Source organism: Bacteroidota bacterium (assembly GCA_008933805.1).
Lineage (GTDB): Bacteria > Bacteroidota > Bacteroidia > UBA8524 > UBA8524 > SB11.
On record WBUH01000003.1, the window covers coordinates 58,028 to 73,692 of the forward strand.

Consider the following 15,665-nt stretch of genomic DNA (forward strand, 5'->3'; position numbering starts at 1 on the left):
ACTATGAAAACAACTAATGTTAAAGCCACTCCTATGCCTTATGCAAAAAGGTGGGCTGCACTGGCAGTGCTTTGCACAGCGCAGTTTATGGTAATTATGGACACCTCAATTATCGGGGTTGCTCTTCCGGCTATTCAAAAAGACTTGGGGTACACCGCCTCATCGCTCCAATGGATTTTTAATGCCTACGTTATTTTGTTCGGGGGCCTTCTCCTCCTTGGTGGTAAACTATCTGACATTTACGGCCCCCGCAAAATTTTTATGACGGGTTTCACCATCCTAACCGCATCATCATTGCTGGCCGGTTTGGCTTGGAATCCATCAGTACTAAATGCAGCAAGAGCTTTGCAAGGCTTTGGTTCGGCACTTATCGCTCCTGCCGCTCTTACTTTGGTAATGAGTATGTTTACCGACCCTAAAGAAATGGCCAAAGCCTTTGGTTTTTGGGGAGCATCGGCCGCTGCCGGCGGTTCGGCCGGTGTGTTTTTAGGTGGTCTGCTTACCGAATGGGTTTCATGGCAATGGGTGTTCTACATAAACATCCCCATGGGTATTCTTGTAATGTTAGCTGCGCCTTCACTACTATTAACAGGTACTAAGCAAAAGGGCTCGGTTGATTTACCCGGTGCACTTTTAGCCACCACTGCACTTATTGCCTTGGTGTATGCTATTGTAACCGGCGAACAAGCCGGCTGGACATCGGCACAAACCATTGGTTTACTTGTTACTGCCCTTGTTTTGATTATTGCTTTTATCCAGCTGCAAAAACAAAAGAAACAACCATTAATTCCGCTTTCCATCTTCAAGGCCTTCAATCTTTCAGCAGGTAATATCGTTATGGCTTTGATGGCTGCTGCATGGATTCCGTTATGGTTCTACTTGAATCTGTACTTACAACAAACCTTAAAATTATCTGCCTTTAATTCGGGCTTGGCGTTACTACCCATGACTCTTGTAATTATGGTGCTGATGGTAGGTGTAACCGGAAAACTAATTCAAAAATTAGGGTTCAAATCCAACCTTGTCATGGGTTTGCTTGCCCTCACCGTATCATTGTTTTGGTTTTCAGCCGCACCTGAAAACGGCAGCTTTGTAGCACACATACTTGGCCCTTCAATACTGGCTGCAATTGGGATGGCGCTGGCTTATATACCCGGCACCATAGCTGCTATGTCGGGAGCTAAACCTGAAGAAACAGGGCTTGCATCGGGTTTGGTAAATACCAGCTATCAAATAGGTTCAGCCATCGGGTTGGCTATTGCCGTAGCTATTGCCACTTCTACCGCAAATACCCTTGCATCTAACGGCACGGCTATGTCAACCGCGCTAAACAATAGCTTCCAAATTGCATTTATTGTGGCGGGCATTATTTCACTACTCGCTGCACTATGTGCGATATTATTCGTAAAAACACCAAAAACCACTTGATTAATTAATAATAAATAACCAATACAAAATGGAAACACTACAATTTAAAACCAACATTAATTGCATGGGCTGTGTGCGCACAGTTACCAATGCACTAAACAATACCGTAGGCGAAAACAATTGGTCGGTTGATATTAACAACCCCGAAAAAACCCTAACGGTTACAGGTGAAAACATCACCCCTGAACTTATTGAAGACGCAGTAAAGTCAGTAGGTTTTACTGTTGAAGAAAAATAAGGTTTTAGAAGGCACAAGGCGTTATTAGTGCCTTGTGCCTATTTTATACCGTATGTTTGTATTAACTTTAATTCGTAGACCCATTTACATCTAACAATTAATAAACGTTATGAAAAAAATACTGATAGTTTCGATATTACTGGGCCTTTTAGTACTGGCCGCCTGCCAGAAAAAAGCACCTAAAGCAGAAACAAAAACTACTGAAACCCAACACTCTTTTGGTGACATAGCCCCACAAACTGCTGAACTGATGAAAACTGCTTTCGGGCATTATATGCAGATGAAAAATGCAATGGTTGATGAACAAGCCGTTGAATCAAGAAAAAGTGCAGCCGCTTTGCGTGATGCATTCAAAGCTTTTGACTCTACCACACTTACCCCAGAACAAAACAAGGTGTACAACCAGTATTACGCTAAACTGATTAATAATACTGAGCATATTGCAGGCTCGGCCGATTTATCGCACCAGCGATTGCACCTTGCCCCTTTAACTGCCAATATGTATGCGTTGGTAAAGGCTTTTGGAGCCGGCCAGACGGTGTATTACTCATATTGCCCAATGGCGAATGAAGACAAAGGCGGCTATTGGTTAAGCGAGTCTGACAAGATACGCAACCCCTATTTTGGCGTTAAAATGCTTGAATGCGGTGAAGTTAGTGAAGTGATTAAATAATCTTATAGAGGTATTGGCAGGTTGAAATTTAATAGTAATGGCCTGCCAATATTTTAAATATACCGGTAACGAATTACGACCCTATTCACTGAGCAATAGATGGTTTAGATTTAGGAAGATGCAGAAATCAATAAGATATATTCTTACCCCAGATTCGTTGAAAGTGGTAATACTATTCGTTACAATACGAAAAATAAAGGTCGGTTTAGTTGGCTCGCTTGTAAACAAAGTTCCTTTAGGTTATCCAAAAACTCTTTCTCACCAACACTTAAATATCTTTTTGCAGAATACTTTTCGATTAACTTTATAATGACTTTGGCTTTCGAATGGTCAATAATTTCGTCATTATACTCATCAATCAAAGTATCCAACTCATCATTGATTGTTCTGAAAAATCCACTTTGATATAAAGTAAAAAAATCCTCTGCCTTTATTTCAATGTATCTGTATTCATCCTCCCCTTTTATATCATTAATCACTATGTCTTCCTCTGCCTCATCCGTCAGCGGTATCACAACTCCCATTCTAAATAATTCTGACATTTGCATACTACCTTATTCTCTTTATGAAAAAATGGAGTCTATTGTAATCAAGGAATTTGAAAGAATCAACTATCTAAGTTAAAACAAAAATTTTCTTTAAAGGTGGGATTTTCTGTCTGTGAAGCTGACTAACAAGTTGTCCACTGTTTACTTTAGAGTTAGTGGATTAGCTAAACCCACTGTAAGTCGGTAAATAGTATTACTTTTGTAGCGAGTCCGGTTACTATTTGAAAAAATTAACACTATTTTCATTATGGCTCAACCGCCCTTCAAAATCAGGCTTTTTTACCCTTGAGGGATTTTTAAAAGAAATTTTAAAGACGTTAGAAGATTGCGAAATAAGCGGAGGCTAAATCCTTAATTTATTATGGATTTTATCAAATACCGGACTCTTTTTTACTTTTCCGCAGTGCCTCTGAATAAACTACCTTATAATACCAACCAATCCAAACCCAGCTTAAAAGTTGCTAATTCTTATTACTGATAAAGTCCATATAAAATTAGTTCAACCAAAAAAGACACTAAACTAAAAACTGTATAACCCATAAATAACCTACCTTTAGAGTCAGTATATTTATTTATTAATTTCTTATATCTTTCCTTATTAAAAAAAAGAAAATAGTTAAAAATCAATAGGGGTATGAAAAGATAGATAGCCGAAAACAAAAAGTCTCCTAGCTTCCCGGAAGGTAACGCCGAAATCTTGGGAAAAATTACACTATAGCCTAAAAACCGTAATGACATTACAATAGTAGTAATATTAAACGTCATTAACAACATCATCACAATTTGAAAATACAGTTCCCAGCCACTTGAAAATGAATTGTTTTTAGCCTTCAAGTAGAGTAAATCAACCCATATTTTATAATAGATTTTCATTATAGACATCACTCTTATTTTTTATTATTTTGAAAAAAACAGACCATTTCCTTGAAGTTTCAAACTCGCACCTAATAAATCTAGGTCAACACCTGCTTGAACTCCAATTGATAAGTTAGCCTCAAACCTAAGTGCTCCCTCTATAGTAATGTCAGAAAACCTACCTAGTAATGATGTTATATGGTCAAAGCAGACCGCATCTCGCTTAAAATTATAAAACACCGCAACAAATACATCAAAAAACTTTTCAGAATTAACAAACAAGGACTACATTCATAGTAAATAACTGTCAACCTATTTTAGGACGACTCCCTCACAAAAAAAAGCCAATGGCTAACGGCCAATGGCTTTTAAGGAAGTGGAGGATAACGGAGTCGAACCGATGACCTCTTGCATGCCATGCAAGCGCTCTAGCCAGCTGAGCTAATCCCCCTTTGAAAATTTAAAGGACGGCAAAGATATAAACTGCTGCGTGTGAAATGCAACTATTTATTAAAAAAGTTTACCCACTCCTAATACATTTAGTTTTTGTGTACGTAACTCTCTCTTAACGTTTTATTTATACCCGTACGCCATCTTTGCTGCGTTGCAGTACCCATATAGCAATAGCAATTCATAGCTCTTTGGTGGCCTTTGTGGTTGGGAAACCACAAAGGCATTTTTATTGCAATAACAAGGGGCAACATTACGTTGGAAATTAACGATACTAAATATTACCTTTGCAGGTCAATGCTTTTAAGCAAATACATAACAAAACCGTTGATAATTGTGCTATTGGGGCTTCTGGTAAGCTCTTGCAGCAAATTTTCAAAACTGATGAAGTCGGGCGATAGCGAGGCAAAGTTTGAAGCCGCTATGAAGTACTACGAAAAAAAGGACTACTACAAGGCAGGCCAACTGTTCGACGACTTATTACAAACCTACCGCGGTACTTTGCGTGCTGAGCAGGTGTATTACTACTATACGTACTGTAAATACCACCTGGCCGAAATACCGACGGCAGCCTTTCACTTCCGAAACTTTTTCGAAACCTATACCAACAGCCAGTGGGCAGAGGAGTGTTATTACATGTATGCCTACTGTACCTATATTGAGGCATACCCGTATAACCTTGACCCTTCATACACCTACAAAGCCATTGATGAGTTTCAATTGTTTGTAAACGTGTATCCGCAAAGCAAATACGTAGATAAGTGTAACCAATTGATTGATGAGTGCAGGGGACGTTTGCAGCTAAAAGCCTACAAAGCTGCTAAACTTTATTACAATATCGAGGATTATAAGGCAGCAATGGTTTCGTTTAAAAACCTGCTTAAAGATTTCCCTGATTTGGGCGAGAAGGAGAAAGAAGAATCGGAGTACCTTATTATTAAGGCCGCTTACAAATACGCTGAACAAAGTATTGATAAGAAAAAGAAGGAGCGTTACGGTGATGTAATTACTTCTTACAACTCATACAAAGAAACTTACCCCGCCGGTGAATACCTTAGCGATGCAAAAAGTTATGCCGAAAGAGCGCAACGTAGAATTGAAGAGCTTGACTTTTTAAACATTGTTACTGAGTATGAACTTGCCGACCAAGGCGACCAAGAGAAAAAATCGGAAGCCTTTACCAAGGTAAAAAAAGAACTTGATGACTATATTGCAAAATTCCCCGAAGGCTTTTACACAAAACAAGCCAAGAAGTATGCAGTAAAAGTGCAGCAAAAGCTTACCAAATTAACACCCACTAATTAGAATAACCACTTTAATACATTATGATAGTTAAATCAAACGTGCCCGGTTCAACCATTCCCCGCGATGTTAGGGATCTTGAAAACCCAACCGGTAACCTGTACGAAAGCCTTGTAATTATTGCCAAAAGGGCTAACCAGATTTCGTCGCAGATAAAAGAAGAGTTGCACAACAAACTTTCTGAGTTTGCTACTGATAACGATACTCTTGAAGAAGTTTTTGAAAACCGTGAGCAAATAGAAATTTCTACTTACTACGAAAAACTTCCAAAACCAACCGTTATTGCTACTGAAGAGTTTCTTGGCGGTAAGGTTTACCACAGAAACCCCAACAAAGAACAATAATGCTTTCGGGCAAAAAAATTATTTTAGGTATAACGGGTAGTATTGCAGCCTACAAAGCTGCAATACTTACCCGTTTACTTGTTAAAGAAGGGGCTGAAGTAAAGGTGGTGATGACCGCCGCCTCGCAAGAGTTTATTACCCCGCTTACCCTGTCCACCCTGTCAAAAAACCCTGTGTTGAGCCAATTTAAAAACGGCGATACGGGAGAATGGAACAACCATGTTGATTTGGGATTGTGGGGTGATGCAATGGTAATTGCTCCGGCATCGGCAAATACAATGGCTAAAATGGCTCAAGGCCTTTGCGATAGCCTGTTGTTGGCCACCTACTTATCAGCACGCTGCCCTGTTTTTTTTGCTCCTGCTATGGATTTAGATATGTACCGACACCCTGCAACGGCTGCTAATATTGCCGCCTTGCAATCGTACGGTAACGAACTAATCCCACCCGGAAACGGTGAACTTGCCAGCGGACTCAGCGGGGTTGGCCGCATGGCTGAACCCGAAGAGATTGTCGCTTTTCTGCGTAATTACTTTGGTACCAACCAACCGCTTAAGGATAAAAAAGCGATGGTGAGTGCAGGTCCTACGTATGAAAATATCGACCCTGTGAGGTTTATAGGCAACCACTCGAGCGGTAAAATGGGTTTTGCCATTGCCTTACAACTTGCTGAAAGGGGTGCACAGGTAACACTGGTTACAGGTCCTTCGCAGCAACACATCACACATCCTAATATCACGAGGATTAATGTTACTTCGGCAAAGCAAATGTACGACGCCTGTGTATCGCACGCTGCCTCGCAGGATATTGTGGTGATGGCCGCAGCTGTGGCTGACTATTCACCCGAAAGTGTGGCCGAAGAAAAAATTAAAAAAGCAGGGGAAGAAATGACCCTGAAATTGATAAAAACGCCTGATATACTAAAACAATTGGGGGCAACTAAACCAGCCGGCCAATTGCTTATTGGGTTTGCGCTTGAAACCAATAACGAATTGGAGCACGCACAAGAGAAACTGAAAAATAAAAACCTCGACTTTATCGTTCTTAACTCCATGCGGGATGAGGGGGCAGGTTTTGGCGTTGATACCAATAAAATTGTTATTATTGATAAAAATAATACCCGAACCGATTTTGGCTTAAAAAGCAAAACAGCGGTAGCGGTGGATATAGTAGATAAAATTATTTCGTTGCTGTGATGAAAAAGATTCTTTGGCTAGTATTGTTTATTTTACCCTGTATAACCTTTGCGCAGGATTTTAACTGCCGCGTGCAGGTTATATACCCACAAATACAAGTGGCCAATACCCAACGGTTCAAAAACCTTGAAACATCTATCAGCGAGTTTATTAATAACCGTAAGTGGAGTGCCGAGAAAACGCAAACCAACGAACGGATTGAGTGGAGCCTTATTATTAATGTAACGGAGTTTGATAATGCATCAAGCTCATTTAAAGCAACCGCCCAGATACAAGCCAGCCGCCCTGTTTATAATACTTCGTACAACTCAGTACTGATAAATCAGGAAGACCCTTCGTGGCAGTTTGAGTACATTGATTTTCAGCCGATGGATTTTGCCGAAGGTCAATACAGTAACAACCTTACCTCGCTGGTAGCTTATTATATTTATATCGTATTAGGTCTTGACGGGGACTCGTTCAAGCTGGAAGGCGGTAGCGATTACTTTAATAAAGCTAACGCTATTATGCTTGCCGCTCAACAACGCGGTATTCCCGGTTGGCAAACTACCGACGGAGGTAATAAAAACCGTTACTGGTTGATTGAAAACATATTGAGCGACCGTTTTAAACCCATGCGCGAAGCGTATTACAAATACCATATTAAAGGCATGGATGTGATGAGTACCTCGGTAGAAGAGGCTCGTTTGCAAATCACTGCCTCGTTGCAGTTATTGCAAAAGGTGGCCAAAATAATGCCTAACTCAATGCTGTTAAAAGTTTGGTTTAATGCCAAGCGCGACGAGATTATCAATATCTATTGCAAAGCACTTACTGCGGATAAAAACAAAGTAGTAGAAATTTTGAAAGAGGCCGACCCTGCTAACGGAGCCAAGTACGACGGTATTAAAACCTGTAATTAAACTTCCCCTTTCTCGCCCCTGCTTTCTTACACAAGAAACTTAAAGTACACTATAACTGCACCCCACAACATGGTGGATAGGATAATTCCTCTGGGTGCCATTTCGTATTTAAACAGATACAACAAGAAAAACGAGGCTAGGTTTATTATCAGCGATATGCTGAGCAAACGGGGCATTAAACCCAAGTATATAGCCTCTTTCATAAACTCAAGCGGAGGCAAATCAGCGTAATGCCTCAAATATATTCCTGTATATACGAACACGGGCAAAAACAACCCCATTACCCCTCCTGCCCACATCTTATCCAACTTTTGCTTCCACATACTGCAAATATATACAATAGAGGTGCTTAGTGCCTAAAAGGTATAGCCACCGTTTATCCATTATTTACAACGTGAGTATTGTTGGTTAAATAATAATACCGCCATTTATATAAATACTATGGTATAAAACACATAACTGGCTGAAATTTCAGTTTATTTTCAAACCAACAAGTAGTTTTTTAATTTAAGGAAGAGTAATGGGCGGCACAGAGAATTACCCCGGAGAAATTTGGAAGGAGATTGAGTTTTCAGGGTATCCTTCGCACCCGGTTTACGAAGTATCTAACTTTGGCCGTGTGAAAAGTTACGCATACAGCACAACAGGCCGCATGATAAAAGGCACATCTTCTGCCGGTTATAAGGTTTTTAAAACAAAACTGCTGGATGCCGATGGTAATTTAAAAGACCAGAGTTTTCTTATACACCGCTTGGTAGCACAATATTTTCTGCCGAATGAAGATACCGGACGTGCTTTTGTAATCCACAAAGACCACGACAAAGAAAACAACCACATTAATAACTTGCTGTGGGCTACCCAAGACGAAGTAAATAAGCACAATGCCACTAACCCTAACGTGATACGGAATAATATTGAAAACCGTAATAAGGGTAATTATAAGCTGAACGAAGCCAAAGTAAAGGTGATTAAAAAACAGGTGCAAAAAAACAAAACCCGTCCCCGCCTTATTGCTAAACAGTTTGGTATATCAGTAACTCAGCTCAACCGCATTATTAAGGGTGAAAACTGGGGGCAGGTAAGAGTTGACTAATTAATAGTTATTTTGCCGCCGCAAACGATTTGCACACTTTTATAAAAAATCCTGCATATTTATCAAAATCACTTGCCTTTGCTGAGCAAGTAATTACATACCCTTTATTATCAATAATAAATAAGTAACTCAATACTTTAAGGTTAAATCCTGCCGCCTTGTGGCTGTAGATAATGGTGCCCGCCTGCATACCGCTTTTCACCTTATCAACCCCTACAGAATCTACCTTCACATTGGTTAATACGGATTTTATTCCCGCAGCGCTTAAATCCCTGTAATATTCCACCGTAATTCCGGTTAAATCTGTGGGGTCAACCACTACGTTTATATTCTCTGAAAAATCATCGTTATCACTCTCCCTTGGGGCAATCGCCATCATTACAATTTGCGGGGTAAAGTTCTCGCTTAATTGCCATGCCTCAGGGTAATCTACTGTAAAGTTTTCAGTGGTAGACTTATAGTGCTTATATTTTTGCGCACTCGCAGCCAAAGCCACAATTAGAAAAAACAGTATAAACGTTATTTTTTTCACTACAACAATTAATTCATGGTTAATAATTCACGCGCACTTGCCCTTGCTGAATCGCTTGGGGTATCGCCGCTTATCATTTTTGCTATTTCCTCCACCCTTTCGGTTTCACTAAGCTGTTTCAACTGAGTTTCGGTAGTATTGTTTTTTACTTCTTTATAAACAAAAAAGTGTCGGTGCCCTGTACCTGCAATTTGGGGTAAGTGGGTAACGCTGATTACCTGATGGTTTTGCGCCAACGTTTTCATCACACGGCCTGTTTTTCCGGCTACTTCGCCTGATATACCCGTATCAATCTCATCAAAAATAAGGGTGGGTAGTTTCACATTATCAGCCACTAATGATTTTATAGCCAGCATAAGGCGCGAAAGCTCGCCGCCTGATGCCACTTTATTAAGCGGTTGCAACGCACTGCCCGGGTTTGATGAAAACAGGAAGTTCACAACATCAGCCCCTGTTTCATTTAAATCGCCTTCGGGCAACAGAGTAATACCTACTTCAATTTTTGCATTGGGCATACCCACCTGTGCCAATACCTGCGCCACATTTTGCTGTATGGGTTGAGCTTGTGCAAGGCGGTTACGGCTAAGTGTAGCGGCCATTTCAGTAAGCTGATTTTTCAACTGTTCGCACGTTTGGGTAAGGTGCTGAATTTCTTCATCCCTGCCCCCCGCAGCATCCAGCTTATCAGCCAACTGATACTGTATTTCTATCAGTTGTGCCGTGGTTTCGCATTGGTGCTTTTTCAGCAGATTATACAACAGTTGTAAACGTTGGTTAATGTTATACAACCGCTCATCATCGGCCTGAACCGTATCGCTAATGGTGTTCAGTTCATTGGCCACATCTTTCAGCTCAATCAAAGTACTGTCAATGCGTTGTGCCAGTAAGGCCAGTCGTTCATCGTTTTTACCCGCACTTGCCACCAATGTTTTGGTTTGGTTTAGCAAATCCACCACAGGCATTTCGCTTTCGGCCAGCAAGTGATAGGCGTTTAGTGAGTTCTGGCGTATTTCTTCGGCGTGGCTCAGCAACTCTTGCTCCTTCTCTAATTGTTCCAGTTCGTCGGGTAGCAGCGTAGCATCGGCCAGCTCATTGTACAAAAAGGTGGAGTAATCAATATCACGTTTTGCAGCCTCTTCTTCGGCCTGCAACGCCTTTAGTTTCGACTCTGCCTGTTTATACGTACGGAATATTTCTTTGTATTCTTTTAATAACGAAAAATGCCCTGCGAATGAATCAACTACCGAAAGCTGAAAGGTTTTATCATTCAACCCCAATGTTTCATGTTGGCTATGAACCGATACAAGCTGGTTGCCCAACTCTTTCAACACAGTAAGTTGTACAGGAGTATCGTTGATAAATGCCCTCGATTTGCCCGATTCGGTTATTTCGCGGCGGATAATGGTAGTATTGTCGTAATCCAGTTCGTTTTCGGCAAAAAACTCCTCAAGCCCGTAGCCTTTAATATCAAATATTCCTTCAACCACACATTTCTCATCCAAGCTACCCAATGACTTCACATCGGCCCTGTCGCCCAAAATAAGCCCCAGTGCTCCCAGTAATATTGATTTTCCGGCACCCGTTTCACCCGTTATAATATTCATTTGCGGATGAAACTGTGTGTTAAGGTTTTTTATCAGTGCAAAATTTTGAACCTTTAGTTGCGAAAGCATACAGCCCCAAAGGTAATAATTTGCGTTGGGTTGGTTTTAAAAGTTTTACCTCAAAACATTGCCCGTTTGGTACACAAAAAAGGCAGCTTTATAACTATATTGGTATCTGTTTTCAGCTAAAAGTACCAGTTTTGCGCCATGCTAAAAGGCTATAACATCAGAACAGGGATTATCTTCTCGGCCTCAATAGCTGCGCTTGCTACCGTTCCGCGCCTTATCCGCTTCGATTTTGATAATATTAATATCGGCATCGAAAGCTTCTTGTTCCTGTTTGTAAACCTTTTTGGCAATTGGCTCACCCATCATCTTGTACTGCACAAACTTGGCACAAAAAGGTCGATACTAACGGGCAGTGCTGCCATTATAGCCGGCGTGGTATTTACCCTTACGTTTACCTACCTATACAAGTTGGTTGCAACATTACCGCTGGGCATTTTGCTTTCAAGAGAAATGAATACCCAGCAGCTTACGGGTATCTACTTCTTCCGCTCATTACTCATCAGTGCTTTTACCTTTTTTGTGGTGTATTACTTCAAAATGCTGTTTGCCCTGCAACAATCAAAACTTGAAAACGAATACCTGAAACAAGAAAGTTTAAAAGCAGAGTTGGCCTCATTAAGGCAACAAATAAGTCCGCATTTTTTGTTCAATTCGCTCAGCAACCTATCATCGCTTTCTACTGATACCAATGTAAAAGAGTACATCATCAAATTATCTGATGTGTACCGCTATGTATTGCAGTTTCAGGAACAAAACGAGGTGTTGCTTGAGCAGGAGTTGAGTTTTATCAACTCATACATTTATATCCTTCAATCGAGGTTTGAGGAAGGGGTATCGTTTACCATTACTATTAGCGAAGAAGCCCGAAACGGTAAAATATTGCCCTTGGCTATACAATTACTGGTTGAAAATGCTGTGAAGCACAACGTGCTTTCGTACACCAAACCTTTACAGATAAACATCTATGATGCCGACGGCTACATAGTTGTTGAAAATAACTACCGACCCAAAGAAACCCTTGAAAGAGGGTCGGGTATCGGGCTAAACAATCTTTGCCAACGCTACCGCCTGTTTGCCGGTAAAGAGGTGATAATTGAACATACCCCCCATTTATTTAAAGTATTAGTACCCCTTTTATAATGAAAGTATTGATAATTGAGGATGAACGCAAACCCGCGCAGGAACTGAAGCAACTGCTGATAAAACTGCGCCCCGAATGGCAGGTGCTGGATATAATACCGGGCGCTGAAGATGCCATTGAGTGGTTTGCGGTCAACCCAATGCCCGATTTGATTTTTAGTGATATACAACTGGCCGATGCTACCAGTTTCAGGATTTTTGAACAGGTGAAACCCACTTGCCCTATTATTTTTTGTACGGCGTATGATGAGTACGCTATTAAGGCTTTTGAAACCAACGGCATTGATTACCTGCTAAAGCCTATCGACGGTGCAAAACTTGAAAAATCGCTGGATAAACTAACCCGCTTTGAAAATATGTTTGGAGCTGCTGATACCAACGGATATGATTTGGTATCGCAACTAATTGGCAAAATGAAGGCAAGCTCTAACAAAACCTTGTTGGTGCATTATAAAGAGAAGATTATTCCCCTTAAATACAGTGAGGTAGCCTATTTTTATTACCAACAGGGCATTGTTATTACCAAACTGCACAGCGGGCAACAATACTTTTTGGCAAAAACCATTGACGAGCTTGAAACGCTTGCCAACCCTGATGATTTTTTCAGAGCCAACAGGCAATGTCTGCTTAGCCGCAATGCCATAAAATCGGTGGAACGTTTTTTTGGTCGCAAGCTGGTGGCCCACCTCCACACGGATGTGCCCGAACCTATTGTGGTGAGCAAAGCCAAATCGGGGGCATTTTTGTTATGGCTTGAGGGAGTGGATAGCTAATTGGTATTACGATGGGCACATTGCCCGCTTCAACTCAAAAATCCTTACCTACTAAATACCGTACTTATAGTTTTGCAGTGTATGAAAACAATACGATTACTGGCGTTACTAATTGCAGGATTGCTGGCGGGGCGGATAGTTGTTTTTGCCCAACCTGCCGATACTGCCCAAAAGCCGCCCAAATTCAGGTTTGATGTTAGCGGCGGATTTTACCACCAAATGAGCGGAGGTGAAAAACCCAAAGTTATATTACCCGATTATTTGAATAACCGCAGGCCGCAAGAACCCCACCTTACCGATGTTTGGGGCTTGCACGAAGGTGAATTGCCCGATAACCCGTTAGGTCATGGAGCGTCTTATTTTACCTTCCACACGTGGGCAGATATCACTCCATCGCTACAACTATATGGTTCGTTAACAGCCGACCATCGAGGGTTTTCATTTGCGCCTTATAATACATTGGCTCTTGCCTTTTTGGCGCGTTATCATGCGGCCTACAACAAAACAGTGCCCTTGTTTAAGGGTACCGATAGTTTGAAAATTCATGCCCGTATTGGTACCCACGAAAACTACCGCAACAACGAAGGGCTTACATTGTATAACATGGATATACAAGCCCTTGAGGGCAGCCTGCAATGGCGTAAACTGTTTGTGAGTACTGAACGGATTACCGATTTGCAGTTTGGCATCGGGCTTAATATTGACGGGGTGATTGATTACAAGGCCGGTTTTAAAGAGTTGAGACTGAGCAAACGCTGGCAAGCAGAAGTGGGGATAGGTCGCCAAAAATATGAAAGCAGACCCGATGATGACGGGGTAAAGTACTTTACTGCTGCCATACACTCTGCCAATACCCGTTGGTATGTTGAAACCGGCTACCGCAACAGCGGCTTAGATGTAGATGCCGCGCTGAATGTTGCCTTTTTAGCCGGGGTACGCGGCAAACTAAGCAGCAAAAACACCACCCTTAGTTACGGTGTTGAATACCGTTACTACGGCGGCGGGTTTAACCACAGCCTGCGCAAAGAAACCAATACCCATTACCGCGATACAGCCAGAGGGCCGGGGCTGAATTATATTGGCGATAATGTATATCCGCTAAGTTTCCTCAACCGCCCGTTTAGTCAATGGGCCGTTTTTACCGAGTATGATAAGCAGTGGGTAGGTGGTTTCACAATTAATGCCCAGCTAAAACAAGTGCTTTATAAAAATTTTTATTTGCTTGCTGAAATCGACTGTAACCTAATAAGGGCGCAGGGTGAAGCACCCTTTATTTACCCTTTTTATAAAATTGGTGGAATGTTAGAAGCCGCGAAAGGTACCTGTTTGGCTGTCAGTATAACAAATAAAACAATGAATTTGGATAAACATTATACTACCTACTATTTGATAGATAAACCTGTGTTACAGTTTGAATTACGCAGAGACATAAACCTATGAAAACAAAAAAACTCCTTTTAGTAGTATTTGCAGTAACGTGTTTACTGCAAACGGCCTGCAAAACCGACGATAATATGCCGATGCCTAACCGTTGCGGCGACCCTGCGGTGCAGGTGTATACCAGTAATACCTATGATTTTCTGTTCGACAATAATTCTACCCAATTAATTGCTGGCGAGATAACGGGTCGTATTTCTAACAGTGCCGGAAACGCGCTTTGGTTTGTAAACAATGCCGTTGTTAGTTCACCCTCCGGCCCAAAAACTATTGCTAACTGTTTGGTAGAAGAAAACAACATGAAGTCGCAAATGGTATTCAGGGGTGCTTCAAGCTCACCTGTTGATTTGCTAAGCCCGCCAAATAGTAATAGCTGGTACAGTATTAATGCCGGCCAATATTATAACGGTACAATAGAACTGGTTGTATCGTTATGGGAGCGTACAGGTAGCGGCACGTTTGACTTTGCCCACCGCGGCGTTGATGTAGTGGTATTAGATTCTGTTACTTACTCCGTATTAAACCAAGTTAGCGTTTGTTACTCCGATATTTTATTCGGGTCGTCGCTATTGCAAACCGATAACCACGTTTATATCTACGGTGCCCGCAATAACGGCCTTGATAAAGAATCGTTTGTGGCCCGTGTTGATGGTGGCAGCCTATTACAAACATGGAAGTTTTGTGAAGAAGGAAATTGGCTGGAAGACATTGCCCAAGCAAAACCCATACACCACAATGTAAACGATTATTATACCGTGTTTAATTACGACGGCATCTACTACATGGTGAGCCAAACAGCCGCATTTGGGCAGGAAATTGCCTTGTATAGCAGTACATCACCATTTGGAGGCTGGAAGTTTGAAAAGTATTTGTATTGCCGCAATACTGCTGACGGTTTAAACTCTATCAATACAAAAGTGCTGGGTTTAACGGGAGAATCGTTGCTGTGCGCACAACAACTGATTGATAAAAACTTGCAAAGTCTTTCGCCCAGAAAACCTGAGTTTATTGAATTGAAAAACTGGAAATAGAGATAGGTACATTTGAGGGGCAAAACAGGACGTTTTGCCCCTTTTTTTAT

At 41.4% G+C, this 15,665-nt stretch carries 17 protein-coding genes and 1 tRNA gene; 12 read left to right on the plus strand and 6 right to left on the minus strand.

The features are described 5' to 3' along the window. Positions 1 to 3: 3 nt before the first annotated feature. The 3 genes from F9K23_04130 to F9K23_04140 all read left to right on the plus strand — a co-directional run bounded on the left by F9K23_04130 (position 4) and on the right by F9K23_04140 (position 2,339). Positions 4 to 1,428, plus strand: a complete 1,425-nt coding sequence (locus tag F9K23_04130; GenBank protein ID KAB2917577.1) for an MFS transporter — start codon at positions 4 to 6, stop codon at positions 1,426 to 1,428. Positions 1,429 to 1,456: 28 nt separating this feature from the next. After that, positions 1,457 to 1,666: a heavy-metal-associated domain-containing protein gene (locus F9K23_04135; GenBank protein KAB2917578.1), complete on the plus strand. Its 210-nt coding sequence runs from the start codon at positions 1,457 to 1,459 to the stop codon at positions 1,664 to 1,666. Positions 1,667 to 1,775: 109 nt separating this feature from the next. Continuing rightward, positions 1,776 to 2,339: a DUF3347 domain-containing protein gene (locus F9K23_04140; protein ID KAB2917579.1), complete on the plus strand. Its 564-nt coding sequence runs from the start codon at positions 1,776 to 1,778 to the stop codon at positions 2,337 to 2,339. Between the two features lie 179 nt (positions 2,340 to 2,518). Here F9K23_04140 and F9K23_04145 read toward each other — a convergent pair whose 3' ends face one another. The 3 genes from F9K23_04145 to F9K23_04155 all read right to left on the minus strand — a co-directional run bounded on the left by F9K23_04145 (position 2,519) and on the right by F9K23_04155 (position 4,193). After that, positions 2,519 to 2,881: a hypothetical protein gene (locus F9K23_04145; protein ID KAB2917580.1), complete on the minus strand. Its 363-nt coding sequence runs from the start codon at positions 2,879 to 2,881 to the stop codon at positions 2,519 to 2,521. A gap of 903 nt (positions 2,882 to 3,784) precedes the next feature. Further along, positions 3,785 to 4,024 carry a hypothetical protein gene (locus tag F9K23_04150; GenBank protein KAB2917581.1) on the minus strand — a complete coding sequence of 80 codons (240 nt, stop codon included), beginning with the start codon at positions 4,022 to 4,024 and terminating at the stop codon, positions 3,785 to 3,787. Between the two features lie 95 nt (positions 4,025 to 4,119). Then, positions 4,120 to 4,193, minus strand: a tRNA-Ala gene (locus tag F9K23_04155). Positions 4,194 to 4,489: 296 nt separating this feature from the next. Here F9K23_04155 and bamD point away from each other — a divergent pair. Genes bamD through F9K23_04175 form a run of 4 tightly spaced genes read left to right on the plus strand, consistent with a single transcriptional unit; the run spans position 4,490 to position 7,936 of the window. Beyond that, entirely contained in the window at positions 4,490 to 5,497 is a 1,008-nt protein-coding gene (gene bamD, locus F9K23_04160) for an outer membrane protein assembly factor BamD (protein ID KAB2917582.1), read from the plus strand. 20 nt (positions 5,498 to 5,517) lie between these two features. Continuing rightward, positions 5,518 to 5,838 (plus strand): DNA-directed RNA polymerase subunit omega, encoded by a 321-nt coding sequence (locus tag F9K23_04165; protein KAB2917583.1) that lies wholly within the window; start codon positions 5,518 to 5,520, stop codon positions 5,836 to 5,838. Further along, positions 5,838 to 7,034 (plus strand): bifunctional phosphopantothenoylcysteine decarboxylase/phosphopantothenate--cysteine ligase CoaBC, encoded by a 1,197-nt coding sequence (gene coaBC, locus F9K23_04170; protein KAB2917584.1) that lies wholly within the window; start codon positions 5,838 to 5,840, stop codon positions 7,032 to 7,034. Before F9K23_04165 ends, coaBC begins: the two co-directional genes overlap by 1 nt. Further along, entirely contained in the window at positions 7,034 to 7,936 is a 903-nt protein-coding gene (locus F9K23_04175) for a DUF4835 family protein (GenBank protein KAB2917585.1), read from the plus strand. The genes coaBC and F9K23_04175 overlap by 1 nt, the downstream gene beginning before the upstream one ends. Positions 7,937 to 7,962: 26 nt before the next feature. Here F9K23_04175 and F9K23_04180 read toward each other — a convergent pair whose 3' ends face one another. Continuing rightward, complete coding sequence (locus F9K23_04180) at positions 7,963 to 8,259, minus strand: hypothetical protein (GenBank protein ID KAB2917586.1); 297 nt, start codon at positions 8,257 to 8,259, stop codon at positions 7,963 to 7,965. 197 nt (positions 8,260 to 8,456) lie between these two features. On the opposite strand from F9K23_04180, the gene F9K23_04185 reads away from it, so the two are divergent. Beyond that, on the plus strand, positions 8,457 to 9,029 hold the full coding sequence (locus F9K23_04185) for a hypothetical protein (protein KAB2917587.1): 573 nt from the start codon (positions 8,457 to 8,459) through the stop codon (positions 9,027 to 9,029). Between the two features lie 7 nt (positions 9,030 to 9,036). Here F9K23_04185 and F9K23_04190 read toward each other — a convergent pair whose 3' ends face one another. Both F9K23_04190 and recN read right to left on the minus strand, forming a co-directional pair. Then, the gene (locus F9K23_04190) at positions 9,037 to 9,588 is read right to left on the minus strand and encodes a hypothetical protein (GenBank protein KAB2917588.1); all 552 of its coding nucleotides are present in this window, start codon (positions 9,586 to 9,588) and stop codon (positions 9,037 to 9,039) included. Then, positions 9,570 to 11,234: a DNA repair protein RecN gene (recN, locus tag F9K23_04195; GenBank protein KAB2917589.1), complete on the minus strand. Its 1,665-nt coding sequence runs from the start codon at positions 11,232 to 11,234 to the stop codon at positions 9,570 to 9,572. Before recN ends, F9K23_04190 begins: the two co-directional genes overlap by 19 nt. Before the next feature lie 138 nt (positions 11,235 to 11,372). On the opposite strand from recN, the gene F9K23_04200 reads away from it, so the two are divergent. The 4 genes from F9K23_04200 (at position 11,373) to F9K23_04215 (ending at position 15,615) form a co-directional block, all read left to right on the plus strand. After that, positions 11,373 to 12,374 carry a hypothetical protein gene (locus tag F9K23_04200; GenBank protein ID KAB2917590.1) on the plus strand — a complete coding sequence of 334 codons (1,002 nt, stop codon included), beginning with the start codon at positions 11,373 to 11,375 and terminating at the stop codon, positions 12,372 to 12,374. Continuing rightward, a complete protein-coding gene (locus tag F9K23_04205) occupies positions 12,374 to 13,147 on the plus strand; it encodes a response regulator transcription factor (GenBank protein KAB2917591.1) in 774 nt (257 codons plus the stop codon). Before F9K23_04200 ends, F9K23_04205 begins: the two co-directional genes overlap by 1 nt. An 81-nt stretch (positions 13,148 to 13,228) precedes the next feature. Beyond that, the gene (locus tag F9K23_04210; protein KAB2917592.1) at positions 13,229 to 14,587 is read left to right on the plus strand and encodes a hypothetical protein; all 1,359 of its coding nucleotides are present in this window, start codon (positions 13,229 to 13,231) and stop codon (positions 14,585 to 14,587) included. Next, positions 14,584 to 15,615 (plus strand): hypothetical protein, encoded by a 1,032-nt coding sequence (locus F9K23_04215; GenBank protein KAB2917593.1) that lies wholly within the window; start codon positions 14,584 to 14,586, stop codon positions 15,613 to 15,615. Before F9K23_04210 ends, F9K23_04215 begins: the two co-directional genes overlap by 4 nt. The last annotated feature ends 50 nt before the right edge of the window (positions 15,616 to 15,665 follow it).

What these genes read in the sequence shown, in the direction of transcription:
- F9K23_04210 (KAB2917592.1), top strand. Translation starts at nt 13,229, where the DNA reads ATGAAAACAATACGATTACTGGCGTTACTAATTGCAGGATTGCTGGCG.
- F9K23_04205 (KAB2917591.1), top strand. Translation starts at nt 12,374, where the DNA reads ATGAAAGTATTGATAATTGAGGATGAACGCAAACCCGCGCAGGAACTG.
- F9K23_04200 (KAB2917590.1), top strand. Translation starts at nt 11,373, where the DNA reads ATGCTAAAAGGCTATAACATCAGAACAGGGATTATCTTCTCGGCCTCA.
- F9K23_04175 (KAB2917585.1), top strand. Translation starts at nt 7,034, where the DNA reads ATGAAAAAGATTCTTTGGCTAGTATTGTTTATTTTACCCTGTATAACC.
- F9K23_04135 (KAB2917578.1), top strand. Translation starts at nt 1,457, where the DNA reads ATGGAAACACTACAATTTAAAACCAACATTAATTGCATGGGCTGTGTG.
- F9K23_04165 (KAB2917583.1), top strand. Translation starts at nt 5,518, where the DNA reads ATGATAGTTAAATCAAACGTGCCCGGTTCAACCATTCCCCGCGATGTT.
- F9K23_04130 (KAB2917577.1), top strand. Translation starts at nt 4, where the DNA reads ATGAAAACAACTAATGTTAAAGCCACTCCTATGCCTTATGCAAAAAGG.
- F9K23_04180 (KAB2917586.1), bottom strand. Translation starts at nt 8,259, where the DNA reads ATGTGGAAGCAAAAGTTGGATAAGATGTGGGCAGGAGGGGTAATGGGG.
- recN (KAB2917589.1), bottom strand. Translation starts at nt 11,234, where the DNA reads ATGCTTTCGCAACTAAAGGTTCAAAATTTTGCACTGATAAAAAACCTT.
- F9K23_04140 (KAB2917579.1), top strand. Translation starts at nt 1,776, where the DNA reads ATGAAAAAAATACTGATAGTTTCGATATTACTGGGCCTTTTAGTACTG.
- F9K23_04215 (KAB2917593.1), top strand. Translation starts at nt 14,584, where the DNA reads ATGAAAACAAAAAAACTCCTTTTAGTAGTATTTGCAGTAACGTGTTTA.
- F9K23_04185 (KAB2917587.1), top strand. Translation starts at nt 8,457, where the DNA reads ATGGGCGGCACAGAGAATTACCCCGGAGAAATTTGGAAGGAGATTGAG.
- F9K23_04145 (KAB2917580.1), bottom strand. Translation starts at nt 2,881, where the DNA reads ATGTCAGAATTATTTAGAATGGGAGTTGTGATACCGCTGACGGATGAG.
- coaBC (KAB2917584.1), top strand. Translation starts at nt 5,838, where the DNA reads ATGCTTTCGGGCAAAAAAATTATTTTAGGTATAACGGGTAGTATTGCA.
- bamD (KAB2917582.1), top strand. Translation starts at nt 4,490, where the DNA reads ATGCTTTTAAGCAAATACATAACAAAACCGTTGATAATTGTGCTATTG.